At 57.9% G+C, this 12,253-nt stretch carries 14 protein-coding genes; 7 read left to right on the top strand and 7 right to left on the bottom strand.

Annotated elements, in window-relative coordinates; translation table 11 throughout:
• Nucleotides 1-72: 72 nt before the first annotated feature.
• Nucleotides 73-1,449: a nucleobase:cation symporter-2 family protein gene (locus A7Q00_RS08080; protein ID WP_064090055.1), complete on the bottom strand. Its 1,377-nt coding sequence runs from the start codon at nt 1,447-1,449 to the stop codon at nt 73-75.
• A 327-nt stretch (nt 1,450-1,776) separates the two neighbouring features.
• Between A7Q00_RS08080 and A7Q00_RS08075 the strand changes: the two genes are divergently transcribed.
• The 3 genes from A7Q00_RS08075 (at nt 1,777) to A7Q00_RS08065 (ending at nt 4,735) form a co-directional block, all read left to right on the top strand.
• Nucleotides 1,777-2,493, top strand: a complete 717-nt coding sequence (locus tag A7Q00_RS08075) for a hypothetical protein (protein ID WP_064090054.1) — start codon at nt 1,777-1,779, stop codon at nt 2,491-2,493.
• Between the two features lie 78 nt (nt 2,494-2,571).
• Entirely contained in the window at nt 2,572-3,159 is a 588-nt protein-coding gene (locus A7Q00_RS08070; protein WP_064090167.1) for a hypothetical protein, read from the top strand.
• Between the two features lie 97 nt (nt 3,160-3,256).
• A complete protein-coding gene (locus A7Q00_RS08065; RefSeq protein WP_064090053.1) occupies nt 3,257-4,735 on the top strand; it encodes an RNA ligase in 1,479 nt (492 codons plus the stop codon).
• 110 nt (nt 4,736-4,845) lie between these two features.
• On the opposite strand, the gene A7Q00_RS08060 is transcribed toward A7Q00_RS08065, so the two are convergent.
• Complete coding sequence (locus A7Q00_RS08060; RefSeq protein WP_064090052.1) at nt 4,846-5,289, bottom strand: RpiB/LacA/LacB family sugar-phosphate isomerase; 444 nt, start codon at nt 5,287-5,289, stop codon at nt 4,846-4,848.
• Nucleotides 5,290-5,451: 162 nt separating this feature from the next.
• Between A7Q00_RS08060 and A7Q00_RS08055 the strand changes: the two genes are divergently transcribed.
• The 3 genes from A7Q00_RS08055 (at nt 5,452) to A7Q00_RS08045 (ending at nt 7,334) form a co-directional block, all read left to right on the top strand.
• The gene (locus A7Q00_RS08055) at nt 5,452-6,309 is read left to right on the top strand and encodes a segregation and condensation protein A (RefSeq protein WP_064090166.1); all 858 of its coding nucleotides are present in this window, start codon (nt 5,452-5,454) and stop codon (nt 6,307-6,309) included.
• Nucleotides 6,310-6,438: 129 nt separating this feature from the next.
• Nucleotides 6,439-6,909, top strand: a complete 471-nt coding sequence (locus tag A7Q00_RS08050) for a PaaI family thioesterase (RefSeq protein WP_064090165.1) — start codon at nt 6,439-6,441, stop codon at nt 6,907-6,909.
• A complete protein-coding gene (locus tag A7Q00_RS08045) occupies nt 6,906-7,334 on the top strand; it encodes a PaaI family thioesterase (RefSeq protein WP_064090051.1) in 429 nt (142 codons plus the stop codon). Before A7Q00_RS08050 ends, A7Q00_RS08045 begins: the two co-directional genes overlap by 4 nt.
• Nucleotides 7,335-7,744: 410 nt before the next feature.
• On the opposite strand, the gene ubiT is transcribed toward A7Q00_RS08045, so the two are convergent.
• Genes ubiT through A7Q00_RS08025 form a run of 4 tightly spaced genes read right to left on the bottom strand, consistent with a single transcriptional unit; the run spans nt 7,745 to nt 9,758 of the window.
• The gene (gene ubiT / locus A7Q00_RS08040) at nt 7,745-8,188 is read right to left on the bottom strand and encodes a ubiquinone anaerobic biosynthesis accessory factor UbiT (RefSeq protein ID WP_064087074.1); all 444 of its coding nucleotides are present in this window, start codon (nt 8,186-8,188) and stop codon (nt 7,745-7,747) included.
• 11 nt (nt 8,189-8,199) lie between these two features.
• Nucleotides 8,200-9,120 carry a U32 family peptidase gene (locus A7Q00_RS08035; protein ID WP_064090050.1) on the bottom strand — a complete coding sequence of 307 codons (921 nt, stop codon included), beginning with the start codon at nt 9,118-9,120 and terminating at the stop codon, nt 8,200-8,202.
• A 42-nt stretch (nt 9,121-9,162) separates the two neighbouring features.
• Nucleotides 9,163-9,414, bottom strand: coding sequence for a hypothetical protein (locus A7Q00_RS08030; RefSeq protein WP_064084940.1), 252 nt, complete (start codon nt 9,412-9,414; stop codon nt 9,163-9,165).
• Between the two features lie 11 nt (nt 9,415-9,425).
• Nucleotides 9,426-9,758 (bottom strand): hypothetical protein, encoded by a 333-nt coding sequence (locus tag A7Q00_RS08025; RefSeq protein ID WP_049251854.1) that lies wholly within the window; start codon nt 9,756-9,758, stop codon nt 9,426-9,428.
• A gap of 93 nt (nt 9,759-9,851) precedes the next feature.
• Here A7Q00_RS08025 and A7Q00_RS08020 point away from each other — a divergent pair, with 93 nt between their 5' ends.
• Nucleotides 9,852-10,721: an acyl-CoA thioester hydrolase/BAAT C-terminal domain-containing protein gene (locus A7Q00_RS08020; protein ID WP_064090049.1), complete on the top strand. Its 870-nt coding sequence runs from the start codon at nt 9,852-9,854 to the stop codon at nt 10,719-10,721.
• A 251-nt stretch (nt 10,722-10,972) separates the two neighbouring features.
• On the opposite strand, the gene ubiU is transcribed toward A7Q00_RS08020, so the two are convergent.
• Nucleotides 10,973-12,082 carry a ubiquinone anaerobic biosynthesis protein UbiU gene (gene ubiU, locus A7Q00_RS08015; RefSeq protein ID WP_245637548.1) on the bottom strand — a complete coding sequence of 370 codons (1,110 nt, stop codon included), beginning with the start codon at nt 12,080-12,082 and terminating at the stop codon, nt 10,973-10,975.
• Between the last annotated feature and the right edge of the window lie 171 nt (nt 12,083-12,253).

Here is a 12,253-nt window from a genome sequence, read left to right as displayed (position 1 = left end):
TTTTCAGGTAGCCTCTTATCCAAAAGGCTACCTGAAAGCATCAACTTCAACAAAATTAAGGGCTGCCGGCGATTACTCTTCCAGCCTTACCACCTGATCTTTCTCGTCTCTCGGCAGAATCAGATTCAGCGCCACCGCCATAATGCCGCCGGCGGCAATCGCATTGCGGAACACTTCCGGCAGTGCCTTAAACACTTCCGGCTCAAAAGCCACGCCCAAGCCGATACCTACCGAAGTGGCCGCAATCACGGCCTCGCGGCGGTTGATGCCGTGGGTCATGATGATGCGCACGCCAGCAATCGCAATCAGGCCAAACATCAGCACCATCGCCCCGCCGAGCACCGGCGAAGGAATGGTGGTGAACACGCGCCCCACCACGGGAAACAACCCGGCCAGCACCAAAATCGCGGCAATATAGCGCCCCACATGGCGCGAGGCCACGCCCGTCATTTGGATTACGCCGTTGTTTTGCGCAAACGTGGTGAGCGGCAGCGAGCCGAGCGCCGTGGCAATCACCGACACCAGCCCGTCGGCAAACACCCCGCCGCGCAGCCGTTTTTGAAACTCGTCGCCCTCATATGGTTGGCCAGACACCATCGCCGTGGCCGTAAGGTCGCCCACCGCCTCGAACACGCTCAACAGATAAATCGTACCCGCCACCAAAAACGCGCTCCAATCAAAGGCAAAGCCATATTTAAACGGCACAGGCAGCGTGAACAGCGGCGTGTTTTGCAGCGGCGAAAAATCCACCATACCCATCGCCAGCGCGGCAATATAACCGGCCACCAGCCCCACCGCGATGCCGCTCATGCGCAAAAACGGATTGCGCATACAGTTGAACAGCAACACGATAACCAACACAAACCCCGCCAAGCCGATATTCTGCACCGAACCGAAAGCATCCGTGCCCTTCGCGCCGAAACCGCCGCCGAAATCAGTGATGCCAATATCAATCAGGCTCAAGCCGATCAGCAGCACCACCACGCCGCTCACCGTAGGCGTAATCACCCGTTTCAAATAAGGCAGCGCCCAAGCCGAAGCGCAAATCAAAAACGCCCCGGCAAACGACACGCCCAACAGCGTGGACAGCATCGCCGACTCGCTCAGTCCACCTTCGCGCATGCCCAAACCCAGCGAAATCATCACGCCCACAAAGGAAAAGTTTACCGACTGAATCGAAAGCAGTCCCGAGCCCACCGGCCCGAAGCGGCTCACCTGCAAAAACGTGCCGATGCCGGAAGCCACCATCGCCATCGAAACCAAATAAGCCGTGGTTTCCGCAGGCAGTTTCAGCGCACCACCCACAATCAGCGCCGGCGTAACCATCGGCACAAAAATCGCCAGCAAATGCGTTATCGCGCTCAACAGCGCATTGGCAAACGGCGGCTTGTCTTCCAGCTTATACACTAAATCCGCCTCGGCGGCGGCTTTCATATCGGCATCAGCCATGATTTATTTCCCTGATAATAAAAGGATTAGCAATTCCAAAGCCGCCGCAAAACAGCAGCCCCGGCTCAAATTTGGGCGCGATTGTAATGCTTTTTACACAAACAGCGCAAAGCAAGCGTATTCCGTTTTCAGGTAGCCTTATAATTCATAGCTATATTTCTATAAATACTATCTATAAAACTATATCTTTCACCATACATACTAATCATCCGCCTACCGATAAAATATAGTCCCCTGTAATATCAATCTATTAGACAAACAACTTACTACTTGGCACAATCCATGCTAAACAAATCATATTGTTAAAAAGGCTACCTGAAAGCACCCATGCCCTTGCTCCACCTAGAAACCCTACCCCACGTCGGCCTGCCTGAATGGCAACACCATCAACGCTGTGCTGCCATCAGTCGCTTCCACGAGCTCGGCGGCGTGCTCGATTTCCAGCAATTCGCTTACACCACTGCCGCTGCCAACGAGGCCGAACACCGTGAATACCACCTGGCCACCGCCAACCACACCCTGCATGCCGTTATCGCCGAGCGCAACGCACAGGCTATGCAGCGCGCAGCCCGATACCAAGTGCCCGCTCCCGCCCCGCTTGCCCAACATTTCAGCCTGCAAACCGATATGGGGCGAAAAATCAGCGCAACGGAGTTCTATGGCAACCAGCTCGATTTGCAGCACTCCCGCCTCATCATGCGCGGACAAGGCAGCCAATCCGGCCGCTTCCTCTACCACGACAGCGAAACCGATGCCGAGCACACCATTGCCAGGGAGATGTCCAGCAGTGCCTTCTGCCACGCATTCCTTAATCCGCCCTACCCCGCCCACTTCGACCAAACTGCCCGTGAAACTGGCGAATATTTCCTCGATTTCTGCCGCCAACTGTTCGGCAGCCTGAACCACATCGAAGCCTACGCATGGAACACCGATTGTTCCGACTATTTTGCAGACGGCCGCGAATGGTGGGGCACATACTTCTGGACCGTATACAGCCCGCAAAACCGCCTATACACCGGTATCATGGGCTCTGCCACCGACTAATTGAACACACAGCAACAAACTTTCAGGTAGCCTCTAATCCTCCCCCAAGGCTACTTGAAACCGCAAACCAAACAAACCATGACTGCCCACGCCCCACTCTTTCTCCAAGCCTTTCCTGCCGACTGCCAAATCGAAGCGGCGCAGCTCTTGGCCAATATGCAACACCCCCGCTCCCCGAGCCCCACTCTAGAGCCGGACAAACTGCTGCTGGGCGGCCAAACCATCCGCCTGATTCGCCGGCAATACGGCCTCACCATTGCCCACCGACCCGAATCACTCAACTCCATCCAACGCGCCATGTTCCACTGCCTGCACACCCGGCACTATGACGGCCACATCCGCGCACAACACTTCGCCGCCCTGCTCGACCCCGGCCAGCCCGCCTTTGTCGCCCCCTTCGCTGCCCAGCTACTCGGCGAATACGTTTTGCCCATTCAAGAGCAAGTGCACACCTTTTTCCGCCACAATCGCACCATCCTGGCCGCCTTCTTAGCCGAAAACCCTGCCTACTGGCGCAAACAGCAAAACCGCATCCGCAGCTATTGGCACTGCTACCACCGCTGCAAATACCCCGACTGGCCAAGCTACCCCATTAACCGACTGGCGCAAGAAATCGATGCCGAAGTAAAACAGCATCGCCGCCCTTCTTCAGGTAGCCTATCCTGAAAGGCTACCTGAAAGCGAAGCCTCAAAGCAGTTAAAATGCAGCGCAGCAGCGTTGCTGCGAAGCCAAAACAACCCGACAAAAGAAAGACACGCAACCATGCAAAAATTTATCCTCATCCGCGGCCATCAAGGTTCGGGAAAATCGACTTTTGCCGAACAAAAAGCCGCCGAGTTTGCCCAACAATATCCCGATGCCGAAATCATCCGCATCGAAAACGACCTGCTGCTCACCGATGAAAACGGTGTATACCGCTGGTCGGGCGAGGCCGTGGATAAAGCGCAGAAACAAGGCAACGCCATGATGCGCAATGCTTTAATTGCAGGCCGGGCAAATCCTGCCCGCCCCATCCTCATCATCAATTCCAACACCAACCAAAAAGCCTCCCGCTGCCGCCACCTGCTCGATTGGGCCGCCAAACACGGCTTCCGCACCGAAGCCTACCGCCTACACAACTTTTTCCCCAACCAACACGGCGTGAAAGAGCGCGACGTGCTGGCCGCCTATGTGAAGCTCAATCAAAACCCCCTGCCCGGCGAAATCCACATTGAAGCCGTGCAGCCCGCCAGCGCGGCGCAGTTGGCACAAATCGAGCAAATGCAGGCCATCGAGCAGCACGCCCTGTCGTTTGACGAAGCGCAGCAAACCTTCGTCACCGAAAATTATCTGCAACACGGCAGCCGCAACTTTACCGCCAAAGCGTCCAAGCGTTATCCCGAATTGCGCGTGTTGAAATACGCCCGCAGCGTGTTCTACAACAACCGCTTCGACGATGCGCTGCTGGAAATGCGCGGTTTGATTATCGACGCGCACAACCGCATCATCGTGCGCCCGTTTAAAAAAGTGTTCAATTATTCGGAACGTATTGCCAAAGGCAGCCGTTATCCGATCCGAATCAGCGACGAAAGATTGGTGGATGCGGTGGTAAAAGTGAACGGCTTCCTCGGCTGCTGCACTTTCGTCTCGCTACCTGAAAGCCACCCGTCCCACGGCGCGGCGTTTGACGGCAAAGTGCTGTATTCGACCACCGGTTCGCTCGACAGCGCGTTTGCCGACATGACCGCCGCACACTGCGCGCAATACGAAACCCTGTTCCGCGCTCATCCGAACCACACTTTTTTGTTTGAAATCACAGACGCGAAAGACGTGCACATCATCCGCGAAGAATTGGGCGAAACCTTAATCGGCTGCATCGACGTGGCGACAGGCCGTCAGTTTACTGAAGCCGAATTGGACGAAATCGGCAAACAATACGGCATCCGCCGCCCCGAAACGCTGAAAAACATCACGTTCGGCGAGCTGAAAGGTCGTCTGAAAAATGTGGAACACGAAGGCTTTATGGTATTTGATGCACAAAACGGCGAAATGCTGTTCAAACTCAAATCGCCGTATTACCTGATTTCCAAGTTTCTGGGACGAAGCAACGAAGGCAACATCGGCCGCAAACTCGACAAACGCCACGTCGATGAAGAGTTTTATCCGCTTATCGACCACATCCGCGACCATCGCGAAGCGTTCAACGCCATGCCGGAATTGGATAAGATCGCGTTTATTCAAGCATTCTTGCGCCAGTTGTAAGAATGGCTGGAAAAGAAAAGGCTACCTGAAACGAACGCAGCGTAGTTTCTGCGTGGCTAAAGTTTCAGGTAGCCTTTTGTATGTTTATGGTTTGAACAAATGCAAGTCCATCAAACGCCGCGTTCGAAGGCTTCTATCTCGCCTACCTTCGGCGCATAGCCGCTGGAAGTGTCGTGGCGCAAATCCAGCCAGATGTCTACCAGCGCCCAAGCGGCGGGGGCGGCGATGACATTTTGCCCCATGCACAGCACTTGCGCGTTGTAGTTTTCCACCGAGCCGCGCAGGGTGAGCAGGTCGTGGGCGGTGGCGGCGCGGATACCGCGCACTTTGTTGGCGGCAATCGCGGTGCCCACGCCCGTACCGCAAATCAAAATGGCACGGTCGGCGCGGCCGGTGGCCACTTCTTGCGCGGCGGCAAAAGAGAGCTGCGGATAAGTGCCATCAGGCGACGATAAGTCCACCAGGCTCGACACACGCGGGTCGTTTTGCAGATGCGTTTTGAGTGCATTTTTCAATTCAACGCCGTTGGCAGGCGCGGCAATCACGAGTTTCATCAATCGCTCCTTATCGGGTGTGGGAAATATAGCCAGTATGCACCGCTTGGCTGCTGCTTTCAAGCCGGGCAACGGCTTTCAGGTAGCCTTTCAGAGTGTCAGACTGCATTGTATAAAATCCACTATAATTCCCGCTTTCTGCCCGCCAAAGGCTACCTGAAAATGCCCGCTCCCCCGCCCGATACGCCGAACAGCCCCGGCATCGCCACGTTGTTCGGCCAGCCGGTTACCGACCTACCCGCCGACCTCTTTATCCCGCCCGATGCGCTGCAAGTGGTGCTGCACAGCTTTGAAGGCCCGCTCGATTTGCTGCTGTACCTTATCCGCAAGCAAAACATCGACGTGCTGGATATCCCCATGCTCAAAATCACCGAGCAGTATCTGGCCTATATCGCGCAAATGAACGAACAAAACCTGGATTTGGCCGCGGAATACCTGCTGATGGCGGCGGTGCTGATTGAAATCAAATCGCGCCTGCTCCTGCCCGCGCCGCCCGCCGCCGAAGACGAAGAGATTGCCGACCCGCGTGCCGAATTGGTGCGCCGCCTCTTGGCCTACGAGCAGATGAAGCTCGCCGCCGTAGGTTTGGACGCGTTGCCCCGCGCCGGCCGCGATTTCGCCTGGGCGTATCTGCCGCTGGAAATCGCCACCGCCGCCAAGCTGCCGGAAGTGCGGCTGGCCGACCTCACCCAAGCCTGGCTCGCCATCCTCTCCCGCGCCGGCCAACGCCGCAGCCACACCGTGGTGCAGGAAAACGAAGCCCTCTCCGTGCGCGCCACCATGAGCCGCATCCTGCGCCGCCTGCAAGACGGCGGCTGCCGCTTCAGCCGATTGTTTGAGCCGGAGGGCGGCGTGGCGCAGGTGGTGGTGTGCTTTATCGCCCTGTTGGAGCTGGTGAAAGAAGGGCTGGTGCGCCTCACCCAGGAAGACGGCGCGTTTGGCGATATTTTGGTGCAACTGCCCGGCGGGGAGGACGAAACCGCCGTATTGCAAGACGAAAGCGGCGATGAAACCCAATAGGCAGGCTACCTGAAAACACAACGGACGGTTTTCAGCCGCCCTTGACAAACCCCCTTCCCAGTCAAACAATAACGCCCTTGCGCCTGCCAAAGGCTACCTGAAAATACATTGTTCCAAGCAGAAACCGCCATGCCCGTAAATTCCGCCCTCTACCGCATCCTCAGCCAACATTATCTCGACCTTCCCCACTCCCGCGCCATCGGCCTGCGCTACGAAGGCATCTATGGCCGCCGCCCCGTGCTCAGTTTCGATTGGCAGCCCCACCTCGTCGGCCGCCACGACACCCAAACCATCCACGGCGGCACCATCACCACCCTAGTCGATATGGTTTCCGCCTGCGCCGTAACCGCCCAGCTGCCCGACGCCGAAATCCTCGCCACCCTCGACATGCGCATCGACTATATGCACCCCGCCACCCCCGGCCGCCGCATCTACGGCCGCGCCGAATGCTACCGCCTGGCCGGCCAGGTGGCCTTCGTGCGCAGCAGCTGCTACCAAGAAGACCCGGCCGACCCCTTCGCCCTGGGCATGGCCACCTTCATGCGCACCCCGCTCACCCCAGAAGAACAAGCCAAACTACAGGAGATGTTGCAAGCATGAGCACCCCCTTCACCCTATCCCCCGAGCGCACCGCCGAAGCCGCCGAGCTCATCCCCTACAGCGGCTTTATCGGCCTGCAATGCGGCGAATCCGACGGCCATCCCCTGTTTGCCCTGCCCTACAAACGGGAAAACATCGGCAACGTCTTCCTGCCCGCCCTGCACGGCGGCATGCTCGGCGGCTTCATCGAAAGCTGCGCCGTGCTCTTCCTCTACCGTCAGGCCGGACTCACCGAACTGCCCAAAATGATTGATTTCTCGCTCGACTACCTGCGCAGCGGCAAGCCGGAAACCACCTACGCCCGCTGCGCCCTCACCCGCCAAGGCAGCCGCATCGCCAACGTGGCCGTGGAAGCCTGGCAGTCCGACCCGGCCAAACCCATCGTCGTCGCCCGCTGCCATTTCCAAATGCCCGCCGCCCAATAGCCTCCAATGCCACGTGCGCAAAATTTCAGGTAGCCTGTTAACGAAAAACAGGCTACCTGAAATTTTTATCGCGAATGGAAATAAGAACACCAGCGCGTTACCTCACCTTGCCGCACCCAAACCGCCACGCCTCCTTGCGGCAGGCCTGCCCGATTGCCCACCAAGCCGGATTGCGCCATAGCGGCTTACTTTTGCAGATTGAGTTGCTTTTAAATCATACCGATATGTTTCAGGTAGCCCTTGGCAAAGGCTACCTGAAAATTTCCCTTGCACCGTGTCGGCACAATCATGCCGGCTTATCGTGTTGCCGCCGAGCCTATCCGTTTTCGCTGCCTCAGGCAAGTATGGCAGGCTACCTGAAAGGCTTGGCTTTAACACGGTTCAAACGAAGTGGCAACGCCCACAAGCGCCTATTCAAACATTTCCTGCCATTTCACCAACTGTTCGGCAAACGGCCATTCCACGCTGTCGAGCAGGTTTTTGGTGATCAGCCCCAATTCGGTGTCGCCTTCGATTTGCAGTTTGCGTTTGAAAAACAGGGTATCGGGGTCTTCTTCGCGCAGCATCATGCGCAAGAAATCCACGCCGTTGGCGGCCAGCCGCAAATCGGGCGTGCCTTCGAAGCGGCGGTCGAGGAAGCGTTCGCTATCGGCAGTAAATCGCACGGTGATGCCCGCGTCGAGTACGTCGATTTCGAAGGTGCGGCCGTCGAACAGGCTCATGTCGGCAGGCAAGAGGCCGCGCTTGAGCATGAGGTTGAGGGTTTTAACCAGCGCGAAACGCGGCGGCAGGGCAGGCAGGCGGCGGCCGATTTGGGCGCACCATTGCGGCAGGGTGATGTCGGGCAGGGGCATTTTGTTTCCTTTCAGGCGGCGTTGGTGCCGTAGGCTTTGCGGTGGGCTTCCACGGCTTCGATGCCGGGTTTGCCCAGCCAGTAGCCGTCCACGGGCGTGCCGGTGGCGAGGCGGGCGAGTTCGGGCAGGGCTTCGTCTAGGGTGGTTTGGCCGTCGAGCACGGCGCGGTGCAGTTCGATGATGCGCGGCATGTCGGTGAGCTGGGGCGAGAGGCGCAGGATGTTTACGCCGATGGCGACCATGTCGGCGTGGTGCGGCAGCAGGCATTGGCTGCCGTAGGACATGGTTTGGATGCCGTTGATGGTGAGGAACGGCTGGCCTTCGCGGGTGTTCATGGTGAGGCCGTGTTCGTGGTCGAGGCAGCGGAATTCGCAGCTGTCTTTGTTCAGGTTGTAGTGCCGCGCGGTGAAGCAGCGGGACGAATAGGCTAAGGGGATTTTGCCCCAGGCGAAGATTTCCGTTTCGAGGCCGTCTGAAAGGCGGGCGATGTCGGCCACTTTGTCGCGGGCGAGTTCGGCGGGGGCGACCCAGCGGTATGCACCGAGGTTTTGGAAGAGTTGCAGGGTGGCTTCGTTGTAGATGTTGAGGCTGGCGCCGGCCACGAAGGGGATGCCGTGTTCGCGGGCGAGTTTGACCGCGCCCATGTCGTTGGCTTCGATTTTGAATTGGGTTTGGCCGGTGATTTTGCGCAGGCGTTTGAGGTCGGATTCGCTTTCGAGCAGCACTTGGGAGGAAAGGATGATTTCCTTGCCGCTGTCGGCGAGGTCTTGGGCAAGGCCGAACCAGTCATCGAAACGCATTTTCTGGCGGCGGGAGCAGACGGTTTCGCCCAGATAGATGGTGTCGAGCGGGCTGTCGAGCATTTGGACGTAGAATTCGAGCAGGGTTTCTTTCTGCCAGAAGAATTGGATGGGGGCGAGGGAGAGTTTCATGGGTGTTCCTTTGTTTTTCTGTCTTTTCAGACGGCCTGGAGGCTACCTGAAAATCGTTTGGGCAAAGCGGGCAATGTTTTTCCGGTTTACGGCCTGCAATACAACGACGGCTTCGTTCTCTAAAAAATCGGCGGCGGAATCATCGGCATAGGTTTGATTGAGGCGGCACAAATCGTAGAAGGTAAAAACAAACTCTTGTCCGTTGATATGCAATGGAAAATCCAACAGGCAACCTTTGCTCTCGGCTTCAAATTCAGCCAGGTCATCAAACCATTCCGGGAAGGTGATGTGCATAGGATTCCTTTTCAGACGGCCTTATTGTGTTCGGTTTCGGCGGCGTAGATATATTGCATCAGCGTTTCGATAAAAGCGGCCAAATCGCGCTGCCACGAGTGGCGGTTGGTTTTGGTGAAATACAGCGATATTTCAGGCTTTTCCATTAAGTAGCAGCCGAAGCTGGCATACAGCGGTACGAGGCCGGTGTCGTGGGCGTTGTGGAAGGCGATGGTCAGCGGCAGCGTGAAATAAGGGTGCGCAAGCGTCCACACGGCGGGGAAGGCAGGGGTATCTTCTTCGACGGCCACGGTCAGGTCGCGTTTGTATAGGGCGTTGCGCAGGCCTTCGATGTGTTTTTTCATGCTCTTATTTTTCGCACTGTTTTTCAGGTAGCCCCTACCGCAAAACGGTGGGACAATGCTTTAACTTTAACGCTTTGTTTTTAGGAGCAAGCCATGCAGCCCGACCGGATATTGTCTTACGCTTCAGACGGCCTGACCGCCGCGCTGTACCGCGGCCGGTACGCGCCGCCTTCCAACCGCATCGTCATCATGCTCGGCGGCAGCGACGGCAGTTACGCGCTCACGCAAACCTATGCCGCCGTGTTCGCCGAAAACGGTCTGACTGCGCTGGCCGTGCCTTACTGGGGGCAGCCACACCTGGCGCAGGGGCTGGCGCAAATTGCCGTGGAGACAGTGGAAACCGCCGTGCGGCGGGCGCAGAAAATGGGTTTTTGCCAAACCGGCGTGTGGGGTATTTCCATGGGTGCGCAACTGGCCCTGCTGGCCGCCTCCCTGATTCCAGACATCGGCCGCGTGGCCGCCGTCAGCCCGCTGGACGTGTGCGTGCAGGGTTTGCAAACCGCGCCGCGCAGGAAGCTGCTTGACTGTTCCGCCTTCACCTGGCGGGGGTGCGACCTGCCATATTGCCCGCTCCACATGAACCGCCTGCGCGTATTGCGGGATTGCGTGAAAACCCGCAGCCTTTGCCTGCGCTCCTGCTACCGCGATGCGGTCGGTGCAGCGGAGGAAACACGCATCCGGGTGGAAAACATCCAAGGCGCGGTGCTGCTGCTTTCCGCCGAAGACGACACCATGTGGCCTTCATACGAAGCCGCGCGGCGCATCATCCGCCGTTTGGAAGACGGCGGCTTCCAGTATCCCGTCATCGAACGCACCTACCACCGCGCGGGGCATTACCTGTTTCCGGTGGAAAGCCGCTGGCACAAACTGTTTGCCAACGCCCGCCGTTACCCGCAGGACTACATGGCCGCCGCTCGCGACGCTCTGGCGCAGGCACTTGACTTTTTCCACGGCTGGCAATAGGGCAAAGGCCGTCTGAAAGCCTTCAAAGCAGCCTGCACTTTTCAGACGGCCTTCGGGCTGCTTGAAATTTATTCACGCCGCCAAACCCAATCAGCGTTCGATTTGGCCCGCATCCGCACCGAACCTTTGTCGGCGGAAGCGGTCGGATACTTGTATCCGACATTTATATTGATCGAAGTGCCGGATTCGAGAATCTGACCTAAGGCTGCTTTTTCAGGTAGCCTTTCAGACGGCCTTGAGGCCGTCTGAAACTACTTCCAAGGCCGGTTATATGCGCCCAGCGTGCTTTGGCTGCCTTCGGACACCTTGCCCAAAGCCGCATCCCATGCGGGGGTTACGCGGTAGTGCGCGGGATCGGAAGCAGCCGCGTCCAAAGCCTGCCGCAGCGTGCGCGTAACCTGTGCCGTGTACATCGGGCTGCGCTGGCGGCCTTCCACCTTCACCGCCGCTACGCCGATTTTGATAAGCTGCGGCAGCACTTCCAGCACGTTCAGGCTGGTCGGCTCTTCCAGCGCGTAATACGTTTCGTCGTTCACTTCGAAACGGCCTTTGCACAGCGTGGGGTAGCCTGCCGGTTCGTCTTTGTTGAACTGATCGATCATCACCTGGTTGAGCCGCACATTCATCTTGTCGGGCAACTGCTCCCAACGTACGGCTTTGGCGGGCGAGCACACGCCCTGCATATTCGGCGATTCGCCCGTAGCATAGCTCGACAAAATACAGCGGCCTTCCACCATCACGCACAGGCTGCCGAAGCCGAACACTTCGATTTCCACATCCGTGTTTTCAATCACATGCTGTACTTGGTCTATCGTCAGCACGCGCGGCAGCACGGCGCGGCGGATGCCGAACAAGTCCTTCATTAAATTGATGGCTTCGTAATTGGTGGCCGACCCCTGCACCGACATATGCAGCCGCAGGTTCGGATGTTTTTCGCAGGCGTAGGCCATCACGGCGGGGTCGGCCACAATCACCGCGTCCGCGCCCAAATCGGCAGCGGTGTCGATGGCGCGCCGCCAGCGTTCCACCTGCCCGGCCTGCGCGTAGGTGTTGATGGCCATCAGCACCTGCCGCCCGCGGTCGTGGGCGTAGCGTATGCCTTCGATGATGGATTTTTGGTCGAAATTCAGGCCGGGGAAATTGCGCGCGTTGGTCGCGTCTTTCAGCCCCATGTAAACCGTGTCCGCGCCGTTGTCCACGGCGGTTTTCAGGGCGGGCAGGTTGCCGGCGGGGCAGACGAGTTCGGGGATGCGGCCGCGCTCGGCCGGCTGCGGCTGGGCGGCGGGTTGGGTTTGGTGGGTGGGCTGGAAGTCGTCAAACAGCATGGCGTGTCCGTTTGTCTGTGGGGAAATATTGGGCATTCTACGGGCAAGGCGGCGGTTTGGTGCTGATTTAAATCAACATCGTTGGGCAGGTATTTTTCAGGTAGCCTGCGCCCCCGCAAATAAGGCTACCTGAAAAGTGTATTTCCAATTTTCAGGTAGCCTGCAAGCAAAAGGCTACCTGAAAATCCTGCCCTTTCATCCACCGCG

It is taken from the genome of Eikenella halliae (assembly GCF_001648475.1).
GTDB classification, from domain to species: domain Bacteria; phylum Pseudomonadota; class Gammaproteobacteria; order Burkholderiales; family Neisseriaceae; genus Eikenella; species Eikenella halliae.
The sequence above is the reverse complement of the archived record's forward strand: the minus strand, read 5'-3'. Positions and strand labels throughout refer to the sequence as shown.